The organism is Streptomyces lincolnensis (genome assembly GCF_001685355.1).
GTDB lineage: Bacteria > Actinomycetota > Actinomycetes > Streptomycetales > Streptomycetaceae > Streptomyces > Streptomyces lincolnensis.
Window position 1 is genome coordinate 5,684,440 of the sequence record NZ_CP016438.1, and the last position, 22,143, is coordinate 5,706,582.

Genomic DNA, 22,143 nt, shown 5'->3' on the forward strand with positions numbered 1-22,143 from the left:
CGGTTGACGCATGACGAGCATCGGTGGTGCCGAGATGGTCGACTGGAATCTCGCGGTCGCGACCGCGACCCGGCTCGTGCGGCCGGGCCCCGACGTGAGCCGCGACGAGGCCAGGGCCGTCGTCGCGGAACTGCGTCGGCACGCCAAGGCCTCGGAGGAACACGTCCGCGGCTTCACCCGGATGGGCACGGAGGGCCTTCACGACACCCCGATCCTGGTCGTCGACCGCCCCGGCTGGGTCCGGGCGAACGTCGCCGGCTTCCGGGAGATCCTCAAGCCGCTGCTCGACAAGATGCAGGAGCGGCGCGGCAACACCCCCGGCGGCGCGGTCATGAGCGCCGTCGGCGGCAAGGTCACCGGCGTCGAGCTGGGGATGCTGCTGTCCTTCCTCGCCTCCCGGGTCCTCGGCCAGTACGAGACCTTCGCCCCCTCCACCCGCGAACTCCCCGCCGGCGAGAACGGCGGCGGCCGACTGCTCCTGGTCGCCCCGAACATCGTGCACGTGGAGCGCGAACTCGACGTACAGCCCCACGACTTCCGCCTGTGGGTGTGCCTGCACGAGGAGACGCACCGCACCCAGTTCACGGCCGTGCCCTGGCTGCGGGACCACCTGGAGGGCGAGATCCAGTCGTTCCTGGGGGAGACCGAGGTCGATCCCATGACCGTCCTCGAACGCGTTCGCGAGGCCGCCCAGTCGCTGGCCGGCGGACGCCCCGAGGGCGAGGAGGACGACGGCGGCCGCTCCCTCGTGGAGATCGTCCAGACCCCCGCCCAGCGGGAGATCCTCGGCCGTCTCACCGCCGTGATGTCCCTCCTGGAGGGCCATGCCGACTTCGTGATGGACGGCGTGGGCCCCTCGGTCGTCCCGACCGTCCAGGAGATCCGCGAGAAGTTCCAGCAGCGCCGCGCCAAGGGCGCCTCGCGCCTGGACCTCGCCCTGCGCAAACTGCTGGGCCTGGACGCCAAGCTCAGGCAGTACCGCGACGGCGAGAAGTTCGTGCGGGCCGTCGTCGACCAGGTCGGCATGGACGGCTTCAACCGCGTGTGGACGTCCCCGAACACCCTCCCCACCAAGGCGGAGATCGCCAAACCGGCGGACTGGGTCGCGCGGGTGCATCGCAAGGCGGAGTCGTGAATCGACGGTTCGCGTCGTGAACGCGGCGCGGAAGTCGTGAATCGAATCCGGCCGACGGCAGGCGAATGCCCCTGCAATCACCCGTCCGAGGGAGCGTGAGCGATCGATAGGCGTGCAATGCTCGGGGAACGGCCCGTTTCTGTCACCATCTACACACTCTGAGTGACCGAGCATCGGGCTCACCCCCGACAACTTCATGAAGGGAACCGGACATGGGTCCCCATCCTGCGGTCGCGGCGATACGCCTGGCGGTCCGCCGCGTCCTCCACGACATCCTCAACGAAGCCGGTCGTACGGCCGTGTACAGCCGTACGACCGGAGCGCCCCCCGCCTCCGACGCCACCCCGCACGAGCGCCCGCCGTCGCCGCTCGTGCTCGTCGCCTGCTCCGGCGGCGCCGACTCCATGGCGCTCGCCTCCGCTCTCGCGTTCGAAGCACCCAAACTCGGCATCCGGGCCGGCGGCATCACCGTCGACCACGGACTCCAGCCCGGCTCCGACCTGCGGGCCGACGAGGTCGTCCTCAGGCTGCGCGAACTCGGCCTCGATCCGGTCGAGTCGACCGCCGTGACCGTCGGCCGCGAGGGCGGTCCCGAAGCGGCCGCCCGTGACGCCCGCTACGCCGCCCTCGACGCCGCCGCCGAACGCCACGACGCCGCCGCCGTCCTGCTCGGCCACACCCGCGACGACCAGGCCGAAACCGTCCTCCTCGGCCTCGCCCGCGGCTCGGGCGTCCGCTCGCTGTCCGGAATGGCGGCCGTGTCCGGCGGCCCGGGGGCCGCCCGCCGTTACCGCCGCCCCTTCCTCCAGCTCGACCGGCAGACCGCCCGCAAGGCCTGCATGGCCCAGTCTCTGCCCGTCTGGGACGACCCGCACAACGCCGACCCCGCCTACACCCGCTCCCGGCTGCGCCACGAAGGCCTGCCCGCCCTGGAGAAGGCGCTCGGCAAGGGCGTCGTGGAGGCGCTCGCCCGCACGGCCCAGCTCTCCCGCGACGACGCCGACGCCCTCGACGCCTGGGCCGGCCAGGCCGAGGCCTCCGTACGCGATGCGGCGGGCCTGCTGGAGTGCGCCAAGCTCTACGCCCTGCCGCCCGCCGTGCGCCGCCGCATCCTGCGCCGCGCCGCCATCGAGGCGGGCGCCCCCGCCGGCTCGTTGTTCGCCCGGCACATCGAGGAAGTCGACCGGCTGATCACCGGCTGGCGCGGCCAGGGCGCCATCAATCTCCCCGGCAAGGTCGTCGCCCAGCGGCAGGGTGGCAGACTGGTGATTCGGCAAGGCTGAATCTCCTCCCCTCGTGTGAGGGATACCGGACTCCTTCGGAGGCCGGGGCAGCCGGTTGGACGACCGAAAGTGATGCGGGTGGACGCGAAAGACATGGGCACCGACCTCAAAGAGGTGCTCATCACCAAGGAAGAGATCGACGCGAAGCTGGTCGAGCTGGCCGCGAAGATCGACGCGGAGTACGCGGGCAAGGATCTGCTGATCGTCGGCGTCCTCAAGGGCGCGGTGATGGTCATGGCCGACCTCGCCCGGGCGCTGTCCACCCCCGTCACCATGGACTGGATGGCCGTGTCCTCCTACGGCGCGGGCACCCAGTCCTCCGGCGTGGTGCGGATCCTGAAGGACCTCGACACCGACATCAAGGGCAAGCACGTCCTGATCGTCGAGGACATCATCGACTCCGGTCTGACGCTGTCCTGGCTGCTGTCGAACCTCGGTTCGCGCGAGCCGGAGTCGCTGAAGGTGTGCACCCTGCTGCGCAAGCCGGACGCCGCCAAGGTCGCCATCGACGTCGAGTGGGTCGGCTTCGACATTCCCAACGAGTTCGTCGTCGGCTACGGCCTCGACTACGCCGAGAAGTACCGCAACCTCCCGTTCGTCGGTACGCTCGCGCCCCACGTCTACGGTGGCTGAACAGGGCTGAGCCAGACGGCCCAAGCCCTGTAGGACGATCGGGAACCCCAGCGGGTCCCGCGCCGTTGGAGCATGAAGAGACGGGATTTGCCAGCCGTCCCGAGCGGCTCCGTGCGGCTTCGGGCCACAATGCTGGGGTACCGTCAGAAGAACTGTCTTATCAAACTCACTATGGCAGGAGGGACGGGGCGGCACCGCTCCGTATGGATGGACGTGAAGCGATACTTCCGTGGGCCGGTCATGTGGATCGTGCTGGCCGTCCTTGCCGTGGTCGTGTTGATGCAGGTCGTCGGCTCGTCCGGTGGCTACAAGACGGTGGACACCGGCCAGGTGATCCAGGCGATCAATGACAACAAGGTCGAGTCTGCCAAGCTGACCACCGGCGACGAGCAGACCATCAAGGTCCAGCTCAAGGACGGCGAAAAGGTCGAGGGCAGCTCGAAGATCCAGGCGAGCTACATCGGCGACCAGGGCGCGACCCTTGCCGGCACCCTTCAGAACAAGTACCAGGACAAGCAGATCCCGGACGGGTACACCGTCTCGCCGACGAAGCAGAACGCCTTCGTCGGGATCCTGCTGTCTCTTCTTCCCTTCGTCCTCATCGTGGTCGTCTTCCTGTTCCTGATGAATCAGATGCAGGGTGGCGGCTCCCGGGTCATGAACTTCGGCAAGTCCAAGGCGAAGCTCATCACCAAGGACACCCCGAAGACGACGTTCGCGGACGTCGCGGGATCCGACGAGGCCGTCGAGGAACTGCACGAGATCAAGGAGTTCCTCCAGGAACCGGCGAAGTTCCAGGCCGTCGGGGCGAAGATCCCCAAGGGCGTACTGCTGTACGGCCCTCCCGGCACCGGCAAGACCCTGCTCGCGCGAGCTGTCGCGGGCGAGGCCGGCGTGCCGTTCTACTCGATCTCCGGTTCCGACTTCGTCGAGATGTTCGTCGGTGTCGGTGCCTCCCGAGTCCGTGACCTGTTCGAGCAGGCCAAGGCGAACGCCCCGGCGATCGTCTTCGTCGACGAGATCGACGCGGTCGGCCGCCATCGCGGCGCCGGCCTCGGCGGTGGTCACGACGAGCGCGAGCAGACCCTGAACCAGCTGCTCGTCGAGATGGACGGCTTCGACGTCAAGGGCGGTGTGATCCTCATCGCCGCCACGAACCGTCCGGACATCCTCGACCCGGCGCTGCTGCGCCCCGGCCGTTTCGACCGCCAGATCGCGGTCGACCGCCCGGACATGCAGGGCCGTCTGGAGATCCTCAAGGTCCACCAGAAGGGCAAGCCGGTCGCTCCGGACGTCGACCTGTCGGCCGTCGCCCGTCGCACCCCCGGCTTCACCGGCGCGGACCTGTCGAACGTGCTGAACGAAGCGGCGCTCCTCACGGCGCGCAGCAACCAGAAGCTGATCGACAACCACATGCTGGACGAGGCGATCGACCGCGTCGTGGCGGGCCCGCAGAAGCGGACCCGGATCATGTCGGACAAGGAAAAGAAGATCACCGCGTACCACGAGGGCGGACACGCCCTGGTCGCGGCGGCTTCTCCGAACTCCGATCCGGTCCACAAGATCACGATCCTCTCCAGAGGCCGTGCTCTGGGCTACACGATGGTCCTGCCGGACGAGGACAAGTACTCGACCACGCGCAACGAGATGCTGGACCAGCTCGCCTACATGCTGGGCGGCCGGGCGGCCGAGGAACTGGTCTTCCATGACCCGACCACGGGCGCCGCGAACGACATCGAGAAGGCCACCGCGACGGCCCGAGCGATGGTCACGCAGTACGGCATGACCGAGCGCCTGGGCGCCATCAAGTTCGGTGGTGACAACACCGAGCCGTTCCTCGGACGTGAGATGGCTCACCAGCGCGACTACTCGGAAGAGGTCGCCGCGCTGGTCGACGAAGAGGTCAAGAAGCTCATCGAGACGGCGCACAACGAGGCCTGGGAAATCCTGGTCGAGAACCGCGACGTCCTCGACAACCTGGTGCTTCAGCTGCTGGAGAAGGAGACGCTGAACAAGGAGCAGATCGCCGAGATCTTCGCTCCCATCGTCAAGCGTCCCCCGCGGCCGGCCTGGACCGGCTCCTCCCGCCGCACGCCGTCCACCCGTCCGCCGGTGCTCTCCCCCAGGGAGCTCGCACTGACGAACGGCGCCAACGGCGCGACGCCGGCGATCACCACCGCGAAGTCCACCGCGGCGGAGCCCGCCCCGGTGGCCGAACCGGCCCCCGAGGATCGCCCCGAGAGCTGACCCTCGGACCCCGGTGACCCCATCAGGCCCGGAATGGATGCCGTGCCCCCCAGGATCTAGCCTGGGGGGCGCGGTGTTTTTCAGCCGCGCATGCAGGACATCGAGGAACGAGGCACCAGATGACCGACCCCGTGACGCTGGATGGCGAGGGCTCCATCGGGGAGTTCGACGAGAAGCGAGCCGAGAACGCCGTACGCGAACTGCTGATCGCGGTCGGAGAGGACCCCGACCGAGAGGGTCTGCGGGAGACGCCGGCACGGGTGGCGCGGGCGTACCGGGAGATATTCGCGGGGCTGTGGCAGCAGCCCGAGGACGTGCTGACCACGACGTTCGACCTGGGGCACGACGAGATGGTGCTCGTGAAGGACATCGAGGTGTACAGCACCTGTGAGCATCATCTGGTGCCGTTCAGGGGGGTGGCTCATGTCGGCTACATCCCCGCCGTCAGCGGAAAGATCACCGGGCTGTCCAAGCTGGCGCGTCTGGTGGACGTCTTCGCGCGGCGCCCCCAGGTGCAGGAACGACTCACCACGCAGATCGCGGACTCCCTGATGCAGATCCTGGAGCCGCGCGGCGTGATCGTCGTCGTGGAGTGCGAGCACATGTGCATGTCGATGCGCGGCATCCGCAAGCCCGGAGCCAAGACGATCACCTCGGCCGTGCGCGGGCAGCTGCGGGACGCGGCGACGCGCAACGAGGCGATGAGCCTCATCATGGCCCGCTGAACGCTTGGTGCGTCACGCCGTGGACGTGGCTCCCGTGTTGCGGTCGTCGTCCTCCGGGAGGCGGCAGACCCGCTCCAGGAAGATGGCCGCCACTATGACGGCGATGCCTGCCAGGACGGAGAAGCCGGCGTAGATGGCCTGGTCGCGGCGGGCGGGGATGTCGAGGGACTCCAGCAGGAAGACACCGGTGCCGCCGTACATACCGGAGACGAGGGCGGCCACCAGGGCGCTGGCCTGGCCGAAGACGACGGCGCGGGCCGCCATCAGGGGGTCGACGCCCTTGGCGCCGGGGTTGCGGTCGCGCTGGGCCTTGAGGCGGGCGCGGATCGACAGGGCCGTCGACAGCAGCACCGCGGCGATCAGGGCGAGGACGACGGGGGCGGCCAGGGGGACGCTGGGCAGGGTCCCGACCGAGTTCCACAGGCGGGCTCCCGCCCAGGACAGGATGCCGGCGACGGCGAAGACGCCCGCCAGCACCCTGATGCGCAGCTCTCTCACGGTGTCCCTTCAGCTCCCCCGGGTCCCCCGGACTGTGGTCGTGACGACCTTGCCGTCTTGACCTTAACGACTATTCGGGCAGCCGGAGTTCCAGGTCCTTGCGTGGTTCCACGCCGTCGCGGGCGACGGTGTCGAGGAGGTCGGCGACCGCGCCCCGTCCGGGCAGCTGCGCGGCCGGCTCCAGGTCGTGCCAGGGGACGAGGACGAAGGCGCGTTCGTGGGCCCGCGGGTGGGGGAGGGTGAGGTGCGGGTCGTCGTCCAGGACGTCGGCGTACGCGACGATGTCGACGTCGAGCGTGCGGGCGCCCCAGCGTTCGTCCCGGACGCGGTGGAAGGCCTCCTCGATGGCGTGCGCCCGCTCCAGGAGGGAGGAGGGGGGCAGGGTGGTCTTCAGGACCACGACCGCGTTGAAGTACGAGGGCTGGCTGCCGGGCTCGACGCCCCACGGCTCCGTCTCGTAGACGGGCGAGACCGCCTTGATGCGGACGCCCGGGGTGTCCTCGAGTGCGTCGATGGCGCCCTGGAGGGTCTCCAGGCGGTTGCCGAGGTTGGCGCCGAGGGAGATCACGGCCCGTTTCGGGTTGTGCAGGGTGGTGTCGGCGGCGTCGACCTTCTCGACGACGGAGGCGGGTACCGGCTGTACGGTCGGGTCGGTGGGACCCTTGGCAAAGGCAGTCATACTCGGCTCCGGGTGATGGTGACGGTCACGTCGTCGAAGGGGACGGTGATCGGCGCGTCCGGTTTGTGGACGCAGACCTCGACCTCCTGGACCCCTTCGTGCTTCAGACAGGCCTGGGCGATGCGTTCGGCAAGAGTTTCGATGAGGTTGACGGGCTCGCCCTCGACGACGGCCACGACCTCCTCCGCCACGATGCCGTAGTGCACGGTCTTCGCCAGGTCGTCGTCGGCGGCGGCCGGTCGGGTGTCCAGGCCCAGGACGAGGTCCACGAGGAAGGTCTGGCCCTCCTCGCGTTCCTTGGGGAACACACCGTGGTGCCCGCGGGCCTTCAGGCCGCGCAGCGCGACACGATCCACGCGAATCACTCCTGCAATCGTCGGTCACAGCCGGTCCGTACCGTGTGCGGGCGGCACACCGGCCTCACACGAATCTACCTGCGGGCACTGACAGGGCCCGGCCGCGAGGGCGGGGTCCCGGCCGGGGCCAGGAGGTTTCACCTTGCGTTTCCCCTGGGGAACCCGGCGGCTCACGGGTTGGTAGCCGCCCATACCCAGGGGTTCGTGATTCCAACCACTTCTTGGTCCCCACGGGCGGCGCCACCTGCTCACTGTGGACCGCCTACCCACTCAGGCGGGGGACTCGTCGCTCTCGTCCTCGTCGGTTTCGGCCAGAACGGGCGAGGCGTGGTGCGACCAGAGTTTCCAGCCGTCGGGTGTGCGGCGGAACACGTTCGTGGCGACCACCAGCTGGCCGACGAGCGGACCGAGCTCCTCGCCGCCCTCGGGGGCCGGGCCGCCGCTGAGGATGTTCTCGGTGCAGGTGACCAGCGCGGTGTCGCCGGTGACGGACACATGGACGTCGGTGAGGAAGAACTGGATGTAGTCCGTGTTCGCCATGATGAGCGCGTACGACCTGAGGACCTCGCCGCGCCCGGTGAGCACCGGCCAGCCGGGGTGCACGCAGGAGATCACGCCGACGTCGGCCGGGTCGTGGTACTGCTCGTCGACGCCCAGGTCGGCGGGGGTGAGCCAGAGCGCGGACACCTCTTCGAAGTCGCCGCGCTCCAGGGCCTCGTAGAAGGCGGTGTTGGCGGCTTCGACCTGTTCGACGTCGGTGTGGGGGGCGCTCACCGGGCTCCCTCGGGGGAATCCGGTCCCGGCGCGTGCCCCGCGGCGCGCGCTTCCTCCACGGCGCGTGCGACCCGTACCGCGTCCGCCGTCGCGCGTACCTCGTGGACGCGTACCGCCCAGGCGCCGGCGTGGGCGGCGAGGGCGGAGACGGCGGCGGTGGCCGCGTCGCGCTCGCGGGCGGGTGGCGGGGCGCTGCCCGGGCCGGCCAGGACGCGGCCGAGGAAGCGCTTGCGGGAGGCGGCGACGAGCAGGGGGTGGCCGAGGCCGAGCAGGCGGTCGAGGTGGGCGAGGAGGACGAGGTCGTGCTCGGCGTCCTTGGAGAAGCCGAGGCCGGGGTCGACGACGACGCGGTCGGGGGAGATGCCGCCGTCCAGGACGGCCGCCACGCGCGCGTGCAGTTCGTCGGCGACCTCGGCGACGACGTCGTCGTAGACGCCCTTGACCTTGCCGCCCTCCAGGAAGCCGCGCCAGTGCATGACGACGAAGGGGGCGCCGGACTCCGCGACGACCGGGATCATCGCGGGGTCGGCGAGGCCGCCGCTGACGTCGTTGACGAGGGCGGCGCCGGCGGCGAGGGCCTGGGCGGCGACGGAGGCGCGCATGGTGTCGACGGAGACGGTGACGCCCTCGGAGGCGAGGCCGCGGACGACGGGGACGACGCGCCTGAGTTCCTCGTCCTCGTCGACCCGGGTGGCGCCGGGGCGGGTGGACTCACCGCCGACGTCGACCAGGTCGGCGCCCTCGGTGACGAGGTCGAGGCCGTGCTTGACGGCGGCGGTGGTGTCGAAGAAGCGGCCGCCGTCGGAGAAGGAATCGGGGGTCACGTTCACGACTCCCATGACCGCGCAGCGGTCCCATTGGGGAAGGCCCGCGACGCGACCGCGTCCGCTCTGCTTGCTCATACGTTCAGCCTAGGCCCCGCGCGGGGCCGCGAGAGCTGCGGCCCGAGCGGAAGCCCCGGGGGGTGGGACGTCCGCTCGGGCCTGTTCCGGTGCCGCCTCGGCGCTCAGGCCGCGCGGGCGTCCTGCTTCGTGACGGCGTGGGCGCACACGCGTGCGGCGTGCGTGCGACGGCGCAGGAAGCGGGGGAGGGGCAGGGCGAGGTCGACGAAGCCCTCGGCCTGCATGGCGGCGAACCCGATGCGGGGGAGGTCGCCGGAGGCGCGGTAGACGACGAAGCGGGGCTCCCAGCGGGGCTGGAACTTCGCGTTGAACTTGTACAGGGACTCGATCTGGAACCAGCGCGAGAGGAACACCAGCAGCCCGCGCCAGGCGCGCAGCACCGGGCCGGCGCCGATCTTCTCGCCGCGGGCGAGGGCCGAGCGGAACATCGCGAAGTTGAGCGACACGCGCGTGATGCCGAGCTTCGGTGCGGCCTGGAGGGCGGCCACGATCAGGAGTTCGTTCATGCCGGGGTCCGCGGAGCGGTCGCGGCGCATCAGGTCCAGGGAGGCGCCGTCGGTGCCCCACGGCACGAAGTGCAGGATCGCCTTCAGGTCGCCGTAGGGGCCGGGGTGGTCGTCGGTCTTGTGGGCGGTGGCGATGAGGCAGTCGCCGTCGGCGGGGTCGCCGATGCGGCCGAGCGCCATGGAGAAGCCGCGTTCGTTGTCGGTGCCGCGCCAGTCCTCGGCGGCCTGCCGGATCCGCTCCAGCTCCAGCTCCCCGAGGTCACGGACGCGCCGGACCCGGGTGTCGTAACCGGCGCGCTCGATGCGCTTGACCATCTGGCGCACATTGCGCATCGCGCGGCCGGCCAGGGAGAAATCCGCTACGTCCACCACCGCCTCGTCGCCCAGTTCGAGGGCGTCGAGTCCGGTCTCGCGGGTCCACACCTCGCCTCCGGTCTCGGAGCAGCCCATGACGGCGGGGGTCCAGGAGTGGGCCTTGGCCTCGTCCATGAAGCGCTCGATGGCGCCGGGCCAGGCCTCCACGTCGCCGATCGGGTCGCCGCTGGCGAGCATCACACCGGACACGACGCGGTAGGTCACCGCCGCCTTGCCGCTGGGCGAGAAGACGACGGCCTTGTCGCGGCGGAGCGCGAAGTGGCCGAGGGAGTCGCGGGCGCCGTGCTTGACCAGCAGGGCGCGCAGCCGGGACTCGTCCTCCTCGGTGAGGCGCGCGGCCGGGTGCTCGGGCCGGAAGGCCAGGTAGATGGTGGTGATGGCGGTCAGCAGACCGAGGGCGCCCAGGGAGAAGGCCACCGTCCAGGAGGCGTTGCCCCGGTAGTCCACCGGGCCCTCGAAGCCGAACAGGCCGTACAGCACGTGGCTGATGCGGTCGGCCAGGCTCGGGTCGCCGACCAGGGTCTGGGGGTGGGCGCTGACGATGACCAGGCCGAGGGCGAGCGAACCGGCGCTCATGAGGACGAAGTTGGCGAGCGCGCGCCACCGGCTGCGCGGGTCGGGCAGGGCCGAGAACTGGTCGCGGTGGATCAGCAGGAGCGCGAGCAGGACGAGTGAGATGAGCATGCCCACCGGGGAGTGCCGGTAGGTGAACTGCGCCACGATGCCGACCGGGAGCAGTGCCACGGCCGCCCGCCAGGCCCGGCGCTTGTGGCGCTTGAGTCCGTGGGCGAGCAGAAGCAGCAGGACGCCCGCGCTCAGCGAGAGCGCGGCCGCGAACGGGCCGAACGCGCCGGGCAGCACCTCGGCCAGCGTGTGCATCCGGCTGTGCCTGAAGCGCGGGAAGACGCCCGCGGCGATGTCCAGAAGCCCCACGAGGGCACAGGCTCTGCCGACGAGGGCGGGTACGGCCTCGGGCCGCGGACCGCGCAGAAAGCGGCGCATCCGATGTGATCGGGCAGGAACCCCACCCGACATTTCCTCATCTGTCCTGACAGACATCGCATCCCGTAGTTCTGCGAGAGACCTTGGATCCGGGCCCCATTCGGGCATCCGGCGACATTGCGCCCTCTAGGACGGTGTCTCGGGGGCAGAGGTTCACTCACGCCCCCAAAGCCGGTTCAAAGGCTGCGGAAAGTCCAGGGCAAGCCCTTGCGAAGGTGTGAGGGAGGTGTGAGCGCGCGAGGGACGGACCGCGGCACGGGTGGGTGGAAGGGCAGGCAGGAAGCAGGAATGGGTCTTACGAGTACGACGGTGCTGGCACTGGCGGTGGCGTCCGCCGTGCTGCTGTTCGTCGGCACGGTGTGGTGCTGGCCGCGGCTGGCGCGCAGGAGCTGGCCGGCGGTCGGCGGGCGGGTCGGCCTGCTGCTGGCCACACAGGTGATGCTGTTCGCGTCGGTGGGGCTGGCCGCCAACCAGGCCTTCGGTTTCTACGCCAGTTGGGCGGACCTGTTCGGACAGGAGAAGGACCAGGGGGTGGTCGTCGACCACACTCCGGGCGTCCGTTCCGACGGCTCTCTGCGGGTGACCGAGACACGAAAGGCGCGAGAAGGGGGTGACTTCCGGCCACACATCGGAGGGCAGGTCCAGAAGGTCGACATCGTCGGCCGCAAGAGCCATATCGCCACGCCGGCGTATGTGTACCTGCCGCCGGAGTACTTCCAGCCGCAGTACCGCGACCGCACGTTTCCCGCGTCCGTCGTCCTCACCGGATATCCGGGCACGGCCCGCGCCCTGGTGGACAAACTCCGCTTCCCGGGTACGGCTTTGAAGCTCGCCGAGGAAGGCCGTATGCAGCCGATGATCCTGGTGATGCTGCGGCCGACGGTGGCGCCGCCGCGGGACACCGAGTGCGTGGACATCCCGGACGGGCCGCAGACGGAGACGTTCTTCGCCAGTGATCTGCCCGAGGCCGTGGGGGATCACTACAGGGTGGACAAGGGGCCGGGCGCCTGGGGGATCATCGGCGACTCCACGGGCGGGTACTGCGCGCTGAAGCTGGCCATGCACCATCCCCGCGTGTACGCCGCCGGGGCGGGTCTGTCGGCCTACTACAAAGCGCCGATCGACGCGACGACGGGCGACCTCTTCCACGGCGACAAGGGACTGCGCGACCGCGCCGACCTGTTGTGGTACCTCAAGCACATGCCCGCGCCCGACACTTCACTGCTCGTCACCAGCAGCAAGGTCGGGGAGTCGAACTACAAGGACACGTTGGAGTTCATCGAGCGCGCCAAGGACACGAATCTGACCCGTATCTCGTCGATCATCCTCGAAAGCGGCGGCCACAACTTCAACACCTGGAGGCGGGAGATTCCGGGGACGCTCCAGTGGATCAGCGGGCGGCTGGGCGACCAGCGGAAATGATCTTGGAAGTGGCCGTGGTTCTTGTCGCCGTTGTCCCGTCGTTGTCCCGTCGCTTCTGCCGAATTCAGGGGCGCGTCTGATGCCCGTCTGATTCCTGATGATGTGTGAAGGCTTCGGGATGGCTGTCTTTTTACGGGGCGGGGCGCCATCATTCGCCTACTCGCGGTAAGTTTCTGGCCATGCCACGTGGACGTCATCGTCATTCCCCACCTCTGCACAGGCTGCTGCCTCCGTCGGCGATCGCAGGCGTCTCCGTCGTCTGTGCGTTCGGCCCCTGGGTTTTCTCCGAGCCGGGCGTGCTCCGGGTCGTCGCCGCGGTGGCCGCGGCGACGGCGGTTGTCGGGGCGGCCGTCATGCGCCGCTGGGACACCCAGGCGGGCAAACAGGTCGCCGATCTCACGCGCGCGCGGGCGAGCGACGAGTGGCGTCATGAGGAACGGGTCGCCGAGTTGGAGACCGACCTCGAGGAGTCGCGTGAGCTGCGCGTGAAACTGGAGCAGCGGCTGCGCGCCAAGCGCACGGAGCTGGCGGGCCTGCGCAACGAACACGCGGCCCTGCTGCGTCGGTACGCCACGGCGGAGACCGAGCGGGCGAGCGCCCTGGAGGGCCGCCGTCTGCTGGAGATAGAGACCTCCGGGCCGGCGGCGCGTGCGCTGCCGCCCGGGCAGGTCGCCTCCACGGAGGAGGCGGGGGCTGTGGCTGCCCCGGCCGACACCGACGACGACCCCGACGCGGCCCCTGACACCGACGGCGCCGCCGAAGAGACTCCGGTCCCGTCCGCGATCTTCTCTCCCGAGGGCTCGCGGCTGTTCCTGCGGGCCAAGGGGGCGCTGGCGCGCCTCGACAGCGACAACGACCGTGACAAAGACAGTGCCCGTGACGGCGACGACGATGACGACCGCGAGGCCGAGACCGTCGAGGATGCCTCCGAGGTCGAATCCGCCGTATCCGCCGAAGCCGCCGAACCTGAGGAAACGGTTCAGGACGAGCCCGGCACCCCGGACCGGCGTGAGTCCGACGACGCCCCGAAGACGGCGGTCAGGAACGGTGTGAAGGCCGACTCCGCCCACACGGCGGGGAACCCGAAGACCGTCGCGAACGGCGAGCCGGTGAAGGTCGGCCCCCTCAAGGGCGCGGCTCCCGAGGCCGGCGCCCCCAAGACGGAGGCCGCGCAGGAGGACGAGGCGCGGGGGAAGCCCGTGGCGGCCGACGGGCACGAGCGCGCGGCCGCCACCACTTCGGCCGGGACGGGACGCCCCGCCCAGCAGCCCTCCTCCCAGCAGCCCTCCTCCCAGCGGCCCTCCGGGCACTTCATCGCACCGACCGCCGTGGCGGTCGTACCGCAGACGCCCGTGCGGCGCCCCTCGGTCGAGGGCGGCTTCGACTTCTTCGGTGCGAAGGCGGGGGCCGCTCCGGCCGCCCTGGAGGCCGTGCAGAACGAGGACCTCGCCGACGTGGTCGGTCAGGAGGCGCTCGCCCTGCACAAGGCCGAGTCCGAGGCGGAGTTCAAGCCCGCGGACGAGGAGTCGCGGGGCATCGGCCAGGTGATCGACCTGACGGCGCACGACGAGACGGAGCAGATCGACCTGCAGGGACTGCGCAGCGCGGTGTCCTAGCGCGATGTCCTGACGGACCGCCAAGTGCGCGACGGGGCACGGTCAGACCATCCAGCGGTCGGGCCGTGCCCCTTCCCGTCCCGTCCGGGACCGCTCCGCCTGCGCCTTCAGCAGTTCCGCGGCCTCCTGGGCGTCCCTCAGCCGCGCCGCCACGGTCTTGTTGGCCCCCGTGTCCACGCGCACGTCCGCGACCCGCCACAGGCGCTCCCAGGGCCCCTGGGTGAGCCGTACGCTCTGGACCTTGGCATGCGGGACGAGTGCCAGGCTCCGCCGCAGCAGCCCGTGGCGCGCGGCGAACACCGCGTCGGTGACGACGAGTCCGTGTCCCCGCCACCACAGCGGCATACAGCGCGCGGCCCGGCGGGGCGGCGGGGAGAGCGCCGACAGCGGCGGCACGGTCACCCCGGGCAGCACGCGCGCGACGACCGCTTCGGCGACCTCGCGCGGGGCGACCGGCACCAGCACGGAGTTGGACGACCCGGCCACGTCGAGCTCCACCCGCACCCAGCCGCGCCGCCGCCACAGCAGCGGCTCCACGATCCGCACGGTCTGCACGCGCCCCGGCGGCACCGTCTCGTGGGTGCGGTCCAGGAGGCCGTGGTCGATGCGCAGCCCGTCCGGGGACTCGCCCACCGTCCAGTCGTACTCGCTGACGAACCGCCCCACGCTGCTCGCGCCCGCCGCGCCCAGCAGGGGCAGCGCGGTCGCCAGGACCGACCACACGCTGTGGGTGGCCAGCCACAGCAGGGGCGGTACGACGAGGGCGGCGGCCAGGGTGCCCCAGGTGGCGCCCGTCAGCACGAGGGAGAGCGCGAGATCGCGCGGAGGCGTGCGCAGCAGCTGACGCGCCGGCGCCTCCCCGACCTCGTGCGCCGTCTCGGGAGCGAAACCGGCGGCGCGCGCGAGGAGTTCCGCGCGGAGCGCACGCGCCTCGCGCTCCCCGAGGAAGGCGAGCTCGTCCTTCTTGTCCGCGCCCACGACGTCCAGCTTGAGTTTCGCCACGCCCGCGACCCGGGCGAGCAGCGGCTGGGTGACGTCGACGGCCTGGATCCGTTCCAGCCGGATGTGCGCGGTGCGCCGGAACACCAGCCCGGTACGGATGCGCAGTTCGCTCTCGGTCACCGCGAAGTGGGTGAACCACCAGGTCAGAAAGCCGTAGAGGGCGGCGGCGGGGACCAGTACGGCGAGCGCGATCAGCAGCGTGGTGGTGGTCAGCCGGGCCAGCTGGCGCTGCGTCTGGTCGGGATCGTGCACGGCCCACCCGATGAGCACGGCGACCGGCGCCCACGCCCGCCTGAGCGGCGTCACCGGGTGCAGCCGCCGCTCGGTCAGCGGCGGTTTCTCTTTTACGGCGTCATCGACGCCCGGCGTCGTCACAGGCCCGCCGATCGGGCCTCGCCGAGCTCGGTGAGCCGGTCGCGCAGCCGCTCCGCCTCGGCCGGGTCGAGGCCGGGAATCGTCGCGTCGGTCGCGGCGGCCGCGGTGTGCAGCTGCACGCTGGCCAGCCGGAAGTGCCGTTCGACGGGCCCGGAGGTGACCTCCACCAGCTGCATCCGGCCGTACGGCACGACCGTCTCCTCCTGCCACAGCACACCCCGGCTGATCAGCAGGTCGTCGGCGCGTTCGGCGTACCGCCAGGAGGCCCAGTTGCGGCCGAGCAGCACCCAGCCCCAGGCCATGAGCGCCAGCGGCAGCACCGCGAACGCGGCCCAGGCCGGTCCGGCGAGCAGCCCGAGCAGCAGGCCGAGCGCCACGGCCAGCAGGCCGAGCCACACCACCAGCAGCAGCCGTCGCATGGTCAGCAGCCTCGGCGGCAACCCGGTCCACACCGGCTCGTCCCCCGTGGTCTGCGTGTCGTCAGGGCTCCCCGTCTCCATACGGCCAGCGTACGTAGGAGAGACTTGGTCCATGACTCCTACGACGGAGACCATGGTCGGCATCGGCGGCGCCGCGGAGAGCACCGACATGGTGCTCAACATCGGCCCCCAGCACCCGTCCACGCACGGCGTGCTGCGCCTCAGGCTCGTCCTGGACGGCGAGCGCATCGCGCACGCGGAACCGGTGATCGGCTACATGCACCGGGGCGCGGAGAAGCTCTTCGAGGCGCGCGACTACCGCCAGATCATCATGCTCGCCAACCGGCACGACTGGCTGTCGGCGTTCTCCAACGAGCTGGGCGTGGTCCTCGCCGTGGAGCGCATGCTCGGCATGGAGGTCCCCTCGCGCGCGGTGTGGACGCGCACGCTGCTCGCCGAGCTGAACCGGGTCCTGAACCACCTGATGTTCCTCGGCTCCTATCCGCTGGAGCTCGGCGGGATCACCCCGGTCTTCTACGCGTTCCGGGAGCGCGAGGTCCTCCAGAACGTCATGGAGGAGGTCTCCGGCGGCCGAATGCACTACATGTTCAACCGTGTCGGGGGCCTCAAGGAGGACCTGCCGGCGGGCTGGACCACACGCGCGCGTGCCGCGGTCGCCGCCGTGCGCTCGCGCATGGACGTCTACGACGACCTGGTGCTCGGCAACGAGATCTTCCGCGGGCGCACGCGGGGCGTGGGCGCCCTCTCGCCCGAGGCGGTGCACGCCTACGGCGTGAGCGGTCCCATCGCGCGCGCCTCGGGCGTCGACCTCGACCTGCGCCGCGACGAGCCGTACCTGGCCTACGGCGAGCTCCAGGACACGCTCGGCGTGGTGACCCGGACGGAGGGCGACTGCCTCGCCCGCTTCGAGGTCCTCCTGGCGCAGACCCACAACGCCCTCGACCTCGCCGACGCCTGTCTCGACCGGCTCACCGAGCTGCCGCCCGGGCCGATCAACCAGCGGCTGCCGAAGGTCCTGAAGGCACCCGAGGGCCACACCTACGCCTGGACCGAGAACCCGCTCGGCATCAACGGCTACTACCTGGTCAGCAAGGGCGAGAAGACCCCGTACCGGCTGAAGCTGCGCTCCGCCTCGTACAACAACATCCAGGCCCTGGCGGTGCTGCTGCCGGGGACGCTGGTGGCGGACATGGTGGCGATCCTCGGGTCACTGTTCTTCGTGGTCGGGGACATCGACAAGTAGGGCCTCGACAAGTAGGGCCTCGAAAGGCGCGTCCGCGAGCCCGACCGGCTGGAGCAGCCACCCGAAGTCGCCGAGTCCGCCCGGTGCGGTCAGTTCGGCGGCCTCGCCCGCGCTCGCGAGGGCGCGCACGTAGGCGGCGGGTTGCGTGGAGGCCAGTGCGAGTGGGGGGCGTGCGCCTGTGATGCCCAGGGCGCGCAGGGCGTCCCGCTGGGTCAGGACACGCCCGCCGGGCAGCGCGCACGCGTCCAGCGCGACATGCGCCGTGATGTCGCACGACCCGTCCGGCACGGGTGCCGTCCCGCGCCCCTCCCGAAAGCCGGTGAGCGTCCCGAACGGGGGGCGCGCGTCCACGGTGTGCGCGTAGTCCACCGCCACCGCGAGCCCCCGCTCCACGCCGGCGACCGCCAACGCCCACGCCTCGTCCCGGGGCAGCCCGATCTCCGCCCGCACCCCCTCCTCGGCCGGCAGCGGCCACCAGCGGGCGAGCCAGTCCGCCTCGGCACCCGAGACGGGCTCCCCGAGCCGCTCGCGCCCGTCCCGCCGTACGAGGACCCGTCGGGGCACTCCCTCGGGGTCCGTCTCCGCGATCTCCAGGGGTACGTTGTCCAGCCACTCGTTGGCGAACAGCAGCCCGGTGATCCCCTTCGGCGGTTCGGCCAGCCACTCGATCCGGTGATCGAGGGCCTCGGGCCGATCGGCGATCTCGACGGCGTAGCCCCGCGCGCGGGAGGCCACCTCGGAGGGCAGCGCGGCCAGCACCCCGGCCGCCAACTCGCCCCGCCCCGCGGCCATGTCGACGAAACCGAGCTCCGCCGGACGCCCCAGCGCCTCGTCGACCCGGCACAGCAGCCGTGCCACGGCCCCGGCGAACAACGCCGACGCGTGCACCGACGTACGGAAGTGCCCGGCCGGCCCCTCCGGCCTGCGATAGAAGCCGTCCGGGCCGTACAGAGCGTCTTCCGCGGCCGCCCGCCAGCCCTGCCAGTCGCCCCTCGCCTCAGCCGTCACCGGCTCAGGCTAAGCGACCGCAATAACCAAAACTCCACCTTGGGGAGTACGCGCGCCGGATGCGGATCGGTCCTCCGGTTGACCCCTGCACGCATCCCGCTTCCCTACGCTGGGTTACGTGCAACGCCTCTACGACTTCCTCCGCAGACACCCGACATGGGTCGACGTCTTCTGGGCCGTCTTCCTCCTCGGGATTTCGGTGGTTTTCGTCGGATCCGTCCCGAGCGACACCCCGGGCACCAAGTCCGAGGCGCTCATCGTCCCGGTCATCCTCCTGCTGTGCCTGGTGGTGGCGCTGCGACGGCGTATGCCGGAGAAGATGCTGCTGCTGGGTATCGCCGTCGGCGTCGGGCAGCTGGTGCTGGACGTGGCGACCCTGCCCGCCGACTTCGCCCTGCTGGTGATCACCTACACCGTGGCGGCGACCGGGGCCCGCTGGGCCTCACGGCTGGCGCTGGTCGTCGGCCTCGGCGCGGCGCCCCTGGCGCAGCTGCGCTGGCCGGAGCGGGAGTCCGGGGTCGCCGGCACCATCGCGCTCATGATCTTCATGACGGTGCCGTTCGCCCTCGCCTGGGTGCTCGGTGACTCCATCCGCACCCGCCGCGCCTACTTCGCGCAGCTGGAGGAGCGGGCCGCCCGCCTGGAGAAGGAGCGCGAAGCGCAGTCGAAGGTCGCGGTGGCCGCCGAGCGCGCCCGGATCGCCCGCGAACTGCACGACGTCGTCGCGCACAACGTCTCGGTGATGGTGGTCCAGGCCGACGGCGCCGCCTATGTCCTGGACGCCGCGCCCGACCAGGCGAAGAAGGCCCTGGAGACCATCTCCTCCACCGGCCGCCAGGCCCTCGCCGAGATGCGCCGCCTGCTGGGCGTGCTGCGCACCGGCGAGCACCAGGAGGGCGGCGAGTACGTCCCGCAGCCGGACGTGGAGCAGATCGAGGACCTCGTCGAGCAGTGCCGGGGCTCCGGGCTGCCCGTCGACTTCAAGATCGAGGGCACTCCGCGCCCGCTGCCCAGCGGGGTCGAGCTCACCGCGTACCGCATCGTGCAGGAGGCGCTGACCAACACGCGCAAGCACGGCGGGCCGAACGCGGGCGCGAGCGTGCGCCTGGTCTACTTCGACGACGGGCTCGGCCTGCTCGTCGAGGACGACGGCAAGGGCGCCCCGCACGAGCTGTACGAGGAGGGCGGCGCCGACGGCGCGGGCCACGGCCTGATCGGCATGCGCGAGCGGGTCGGCATGGTCGGCGGCACCCTGGACGCGGGCCCGCGCCCGGGCGGAGGATTCCGCATCAGCGCGCTGCTCCCGCTCAAACCCGCGCACTGACACCGCCGCACGCTCTTTGTTGACACCTGTAACGACCCCCGCCGCACGACCCCACGGACAACGGAAGAGGCTCCCGATGACGATCCGCGTGATGCTCGTCGACGACCAGGTGCTGTTGCGCACCGGGTTCCGGATGGTGCTCGCGGCCCAGCCGGACATGGAGGTCGTCGCCGAGGCCGGCGACGGGGTCGAGGCCCTTCAGGTGCTGCGTGCGACGTCCGTCGACGTGGTGCTGATGGACGTCCGCATGCCGAAGCTGGACGGCGTGGAGACCACCCGCCGCATCTGCTCGGAGCCCGACCCGCCGAAGGTGCTGATCCTGACCACCTTCGACCTCGACGAGTACGCCTTCTCCGGGCTGAAGGCGGGCGCCTCCGGCTTCATGCTCAAGGACGTGCCGCCGGGCGAGCTCCTGGCCGCCATCCGTGCCGTGCACAGCGGTGACGCGGTGGTGGCGCCCTCCACGACCCGGCGGCTCCTGGACCGGTTCGCGCCGATGCTGCCGACCACCGGAAAGGAGCCCCAGCGCAAGGAACTGGAGCGGCTGACCGACCGGGAGCGCGAGGTCATGATGCTCGTCGCGCAGGGGCTGTCCAACGGCGAGATCGCGGCCCGGCTGGTGCTCTCCGAGGCGACGGTGAAGACCCATGTGGGCCGCATCCTGACCAAGCTGGGGCTCAGGGACCGGGTGCAGGTGGTCGTCCTGGCGTACGAGACGGGGCTGGTGCGCGCGGGCGGGCACGGCTGAGGGGGCACGGCTGGGGGCAGGTGGCCCTCGCGCAACCCGCTCCCACTAGGGTCTGCGCATGCTCCTGTGGATCAACGGCCCTTTCGGGGGCGGCAAGACACAGACGGCCTACGAGATCCAGCGTCGCCTGCCCGGCAGCGTGGTCTGCGATCCCGAGCACGCCGGCTTCGGCCTGCGCCGCATGATGCCTCCCGAGCTGCGCGGGAACTTCCAGGACCTCCGGTCCTGGCGGCAGGGCGTGGTCGAGGTCCTGGACCTCGCCCTCACCCGGCACGACGGTGTCGTCATCGTCCCCATGACGGTCACGGACTCCGACTACTTCGCCCAGACCGTGGGCCGGCTGCGGGAACTCGGCCATGACGTACGGCACTTCACTCTCCTCGCCGAACGCGAGACCGTGCTGAAGCGGCTGCGCGAGCGGGGGTTCGGACACCTCCTTCAGTTCGTCGCCGGAAAGAAGTCCGGTCTGGGCAGGGAGAGCTGGGCGGTGGGGCAGCTCGACCACTGCCTGGAGCGGCTGCGGGAACCGGAGTTCGCCGAGCATCTGTGGACCGACCACTCGACCGTGCCGAAGACCGCCGACCGCATCGCCGTCCTCGCCGGACTGACGCTCCGGCCGAACCGCGAGAGCGCGCTGCGGACGCGGCTGAGACAGGCGCGGGTCGGCGTCCGGCACATCCGGTTCGACTGAGAGCCTGTGAACAGGCTCTGAGCCGGCCGGTCAGCGCAGGATTCCCTCCAGGAAGTCACTGCCCAGGCGGGCCACGATGGCTATGTCCAACTGGTGCTGGACGTACCGGCCGCGGCGGCGCGTGGTGATCAGGCCCGCCTTCTTCAGGACGCTCAGATGGCGGGATATCTCCGGGGCCGTCATGCCGTGCGCCTGGGCCAGCTCGCTGGTGGTGTACGCGCTGCGGGCCAGATAGCGGCAGATCCGCATCCGGACGGGATGGGACAGGGCAGTCATCCGCAGGGCGAGCTGTTCGACGGAGGACGAGGCTCCCAGCTCCGGGGAGCTGACCGGATAGTGCAGCACCGGCTGCCAGCCGGTGCGGTACAGGATGGACAGGTGCGGCCAGCCGAGACTGGTCGGCACCAGGAGGAGGTTGCCGTCCTCCACGGCCGTCCGGCCCACGCTCAGTTTGTCGACGGCGATCTCCCCGGCGGCCTCGTCGAGCGTGACCGCGGGGGACACCGCGGCCAGCGCCTCGGCCAGACCCTTGCGGCGCAGGAGCTCCGTCTTGTGGCGGGCGTCCGCCGCGAGCTGGTGACGCAGCCGGGACCAGGTGTCGGCGAAGAACGCCTCGTCGCAGTCCTCCAGGAACTGCCGGAGCCAGGCGCGGATCCGGGGCGGGTCGGTCAGCAACAGCTCGCTGAACCGCTCCTGTTGAGGTCCCCGCGTGGCGGCCAGATCGAGGGCGCGGCGACGCAGCCCCGCATCGACGAGCGGGCTGGAGCCGCCGCCGTAGGGCATCGCACAGCTGAACTCCAGTGCCCCGTCCACGAACTGCTCGTCCGTCAGCTTGTCCAGCAGGTCCAGCTCCTCGGCGAGCGTGGCGCCGGGGAGGGCGGTGCGGCCCGGAAGGCCCGCGTACGGCAGGAACACGTCCGAGAACGTCGTCCGCCACAGGAAGTCCGCCTCGCACATCCGGTCCGCCAGATGCGGGTCGAGCCGTGCGGTCACGCCGGTCACCCAGCCCTGGAGGCCGGGATGGTGCCCCGGCTCGGACAGCGCGTGCAGCGCCATGCCGAGCTCGGCCAGGGGGGAGGGCACGACGGCGACCCTCTCCGGCCGCAGCCCCGCGATGTCGATGCGCACGCTCATGACCTCATGGTGCACCCCGCCACTG

21 protein-coding genes are annotated in these 22,143 nt (G+C 71.0%); 11 read left to right on the forward strand and 10 right to left on the reverse strand.

Annotation, left to right across the window (positions count from 1 at the left end; genetic code table 11):
* The first annotated feature begins 10 nt into the window (after nt 1–10).
* The 5 genes from SLINC_RS25395 to folE all read left to right on the forward strand — a co-directional run bounded on the left by SLINC_RS25395 (nt 11) and on the right by folE (nt 6,023).
* Entirely contained in the window at nt 11–1,135 is a 1,125-nt protein-coding gene (locus SLINC_RS25395; protein ID WP_067437457.1) for a zinc-dependent metalloprotease, read from the forward strand.
* Between the two features lie 212 nt (nt 1,136–1,347).
* A complete protein-coding gene (gene tilS / locus SLINC_RS25400) occupies nt 1,348–2,418 on the forward strand; it encodes a tRNA lysidine(34) synthetase TilS (protein WP_067437459.1) in 1,071 nt (356 codons plus the stop codon).
* Between the two features lie 72 nt (nt 2,419–2,490).
* Entirely contained in the window at nt 2,491–3,051 is a 561-nt protein-coding gene (gene hpt / locus SLINC_RS25405) for a hypoxanthine phosphoribosyltransferase (RefSeq protein ID WP_030043337.1), read from the forward strand.
* Between the two features lie 207 nt (nt 3,052–3,258).
* Entirely contained in the window at nt 3,259–5,298 is a 2,040-nt protein-coding gene (gene ftsH / locus SLINC_RS25410; RefSeq protein ID WP_067437461.1) for an ATP-dependent zinc metalloprotease FtsH, read from the forward strand.
* A gap of 119 nt (nt 5,299–5,417) precedes the next feature.
* Nucleotides 5,418–6,023, forward strand: coding sequence for a GTP cyclohydrolase I FolE (gene folE, locus SLINC_RS25415; RefSeq protein WP_067437462.1), 606 nt, complete (start codon nt 5,418–5,420; stop codon nt 6,021–6,023).
* A 12-nt stretch (nt 6,024–6,035) separates the two neighbouring features.
* On the opposite strand, the gene SLINC_RS25420 is transcribed toward folE, so the two are convergent.
* From SLINC_RS25420 to SLINC_RS25445, 6 genes are all read right to left on the reverse strand, one after another.
* Entirely contained in the window at nt 6,036–6,521 is a 486-nt protein-coding gene (locus SLINC_RS25420; protein WP_067437464.1) for a DUF3180 domain-containing protein, read from the reverse strand.
* Nucleotides 6,522–6,591: 70 nt separating this feature from the next.
* A complete protein-coding gene (folK, locus tag SLINC_RS25425) occupies nt 6,592–7,200 on the reverse strand; it encodes a 2-amino-4-hydroxy-6-hydroxymethyldihydropteridine diphosphokinase (RefSeq protein WP_067437466.1) in 609 nt (202 codons plus the stop codon).
* Nucleotides 7,197–7,556: a dihydroneopterin aldolase gene (gene folB / locus SLINC_RS25430; protein ID WP_067437467.1), complete on the reverse strand. Its 360-nt coding sequence runs from the start codon at nt 7,554–7,556 to the stop codon at nt 7,197–7,199. The genes folK and folB overlap by 4 nt, the downstream gene beginning before the upstream one ends.
* 270 nt (nt 7,557–7,826) lie before the next feature.
* Nucleotides 7,827–8,330 (reverse strand): nuclear transport factor 2 family protein, encoded by a 504-nt coding sequence (locus SLINC_RS25435; protein ID WP_067437469.1) that lies wholly within the window; start codon nt 8,328–8,330, stop codon nt 7,827–7,829.
* Nucleotides 8,327–9,232: a dihydropteroate synthase gene (gene folP, locus SLINC_RS25440; RefSeq protein WP_079164723.1), complete on the reverse strand. Its 906-nt coding sequence runs from the start codon at nt 9,230–9,232 to the stop codon at nt 8,327–8,329. The genes SLINC_RS25435 and folP overlap by 4 nt, the downstream gene beginning before the upstream one ends.
* A 104-nt stretch (nt 9,233–9,336) precedes the next feature.
* Entirely contained in the window at nt 9,337–11,148 is a 1,812-nt protein-coding gene (locus tag SLINC_RS25445) for a phosphatidylglycerol lysyltransferase domain-containing protein (protein ID WP_067437473.1), read from the reverse strand.
* A gap of 255 nt (nt 11,149–11,403) precedes the next feature.
* On the opposite strand from SLINC_RS25445, the gene SLINC_RS25450 reads away from it, so the two are divergent.
* Together SLINC_RS25450 and SLINC_RS25455 are read left to right on the forward strand one after the other, a co-directional pair.
* The gene (locus SLINC_RS25450) at nt 11,404–12,537 is read left to right on the forward strand and encodes an alpha/beta hydrolase (protein WP_067437475.1); all 1,134 of its coding nucleotides are present in this window, start codon (nt 11,404–11,406) and stop codon (nt 12,535–12,537) included.
* 179 nt (nt 12,538–12,716) lie between these two features.
* On the forward strand, nt 12,717–14,153 hold the full coding sequence (locus SLINC_RS25455; RefSeq protein ID WP_107406669.1) for a prolipoprotein diacylglyceryl transferase: 1,437 nt from the start codon (nt 12,717–12,719) through the stop codon (nt 14,151–14,153).
* 42 nt (nt 14,154–14,195) lie between these two features.
* Here the strand turns inward: SLINC_RS25455 and SLINC_RS25460 are convergent, their stop codons facing one another.
* Nucleotides 14,196–15,530 carry a PH domain-containing protein gene (locus SLINC_RS25460; protein WP_067437479.1) on the reverse strand — a complete coding sequence of 445 codons (1,335 nt, stop codon included), beginning with the start codon at nt 15,528–15,530 and terminating at the stop codon, nt 14,196–14,198.
* The gene (locus SLINC_RS25465) at nt 15,527–16,030 is read right to left on the reverse strand and encodes a PH domain-containing protein (protein ID WP_067437481.1); all 504 of its coding nucleotides are present in this window, start codon (nt 16,028–16,030) and stop codon (nt 15,527–15,529) included. Before SLINC_RS25465 ends, SLINC_RS25460 begins: the two co-directional genes overlap by 4 nt.
* Before the next feature lie 31 nt (nt 16,031–16,061).
* Between SLINC_RS25465 and SLINC_RS25470 the strand changes: the two genes are divergently transcribed.
* Nucleotides 16,062–17,213: an NADH-quinone oxidoreductase subunit D gene (locus SLINC_RS25470; RefSeq protein WP_067437483.1), complete on the forward strand. Its 1,152-nt coding sequence runs from the start codon at nt 16,062–16,064 to the stop codon at nt 17,211–17,213.
* Here SLINC_RS25470 and SLINC_RS25475 read toward each other — a convergent pair.
* The gene (locus SLINC_RS25475) at nt 17,178–18,221 is read right to left on the reverse strand and encodes an SAM-dependent methyltransferase (RefSeq protein WP_067437484.1); all 1,044 of its coding nucleotides are present in this window, start codon (nt 18,219–18,221) and stop codon (nt 17,178–17,180) included. The two genes, SLINC_RS25470 and SLINC_RS25475, sit on opposite strands and share 36 nt — an antisense overlap.
* 118 nt (nt 18,222–18,339) lie before the next feature.
* Here SLINC_RS25475 and SLINC_RS25480 point away from each other — a divergent pair, with 118 nt between their 5' ends.
* From SLINC_RS25480 to SLINC_RS25490, 3 genes are all read left to right on the forward strand, one after another.
* Nucleotides 18,340–19,545 carry a sensor histidine kinase gene (locus tag SLINC_RS25480; RefSeq protein ID WP_067437486.1) on the forward strand — a complete coding sequence of 402 codons (1,206 nt, stop codon included), beginning with the start codon at nt 18,340–18,342 and terminating at the stop codon, nt 19,543–19,545.
* 76 nt (nt 19,546–19,621) lie between these two features.
* A complete protein-coding gene (locus SLINC_RS25485) occupies nt 19,622–20,293 on the forward strand; it encodes a response regulator transcription factor (protein WP_067437488.1) in 672 nt (223 codons plus the stop codon).
* A 58-nt stretch (nt 20,294–20,351) separates the two neighbouring features.
* Entirely contained in the window at nt 20,352–20,984 is a 633-nt protein-coding gene (locus SLINC_RS25490) for an AAA family ATPase (RefSeq protein ID WP_067437490.1), read from the forward strand.
* Nucleotides 20,985–21,014: 30 nt separating this feature from the next.
* Here SLINC_RS25490 and SLINC_RS25495 read toward each other — a convergent pair whose 3' ends face one another.
* A complete protein-coding gene (locus SLINC_RS25495; protein ID WP_067437491.1) occupies nt 21,015–22,118 on the reverse strand; it encodes a DUF5937 family protein in 1,104 nt (367 codons plus the stop codon).
* Between the last annotated feature and the right edge of the window lie 25 nt (nt 22,119–22,143).

What these genes read in the sequence shown, in the direction of transcription:
- SLINC_RS25395 (WP_067437457.1), top strand. Translation starts at nt 11, where the DNA reads ATGACGAGCATCGGTGGTGCCGAGATGGTCGACTGGAATCTCGCGGTC.
- tilS (WP_067437459.1), top strand. Translation starts at nt 1,348, where the DNA reads ATGGGTCCCCATCCTGCGGTCGCGGCGATACGCCTGGCGGTCCGCCGC.
- hpt (WP_030043337.1), top strand. Translation starts at nt 2,491, where the DNA reads ATGCGGGTGGACGCGAAAGACATGGGCACCGACCTCAAAGAGGTGCTC.
- ftsH (WP_067437461.1), top strand. Translation starts at nt 3,259, where the DNA reads ATGGACGTGAAGCGATACTTCCGTGGGCCGGTCATGTGGATCGTGCTG.
- folE (WP_067437462.1), top strand. Translation starts at nt 5,418, where the DNA reads ATGACCGACCCCGTGACGCTGGATGGCGAGGGCTCCATCGGGGAGTTC.
- folK (WP_067437466.1), bottom strand. Translation starts at nt 7,200, where the DNA reads ATGACTGCCTTTGCCAAGGGTCCCACCGACCCGACCGTACAGCCGGTA.
- folP (WP_079164723.1), bottom strand. Translation starts at nt 9,232, where the DNA reads ATGAGCAAGCAGAGCGGACGCGGTCGCGTCGCGGGCCTTCCCCAATGG.
- SLINC_RS25445 (WP_067437473.1), bottom strand. Translation starts at nt 11,148, where the DNA reads ATGTCGGGTGGGGTTCCTGCCCGATCACATCGGATGCGCCGCTTTCTG.
- SLINC_RS25450 (WP_067437475.1), top strand. Translation starts at nt 11,404, where the DNA reads ATGGGTCTTACGAGTACGACGGTGCTGGCACTGGCGGTGGCGTCCGCC.
- SLINC_RS25455 (WP_107406669.1), top strand. Translation starts at nt 12,717, where the DNA reads ATGCCACGTGGACGTCATCGTCATTCCCCACCTCTGCACAGGCTGCTG.
- SLINC_RS25465 (WP_067437481.1), bottom strand. Translation starts at nt 16,030, where the DNA reads ATGGAGACGGGGAGCCCTGACGACACGCAGACCACGGGGGACGAGCCG.
- SLINC_RS25470 (WP_067437483.1), top strand. Translation starts at nt 16,062, where the DNA reads ATGACTCCTACGACGGAGACCATGGTCGGCATCGGCGGCGCCGCGGAG.
- SLINC_RS25485 (WP_067437488.1), top strand. Translation starts at nt 19,622, where the DNA reads ATGACGATCCGCGTGATGCTCGTCGACGACCAGGTGCTGTTGCGCACC.
- SLINC_RS25490 (WP_067437490.1), top strand. Translation starts at nt 20,352, where the DNA reads ATGCTCCTGTGGATCAACGGCCCTTTCGGGGGCGGCAAGACACAGACG.
- SLINC_RS25495 (WP_067437491.1), bottom strand. Translation starts at nt 22,118, where the DNA reads ATGAGCGTGCGCATCGACATCGCGGGGCTGCGGCCGGAGAGGGTCGCC.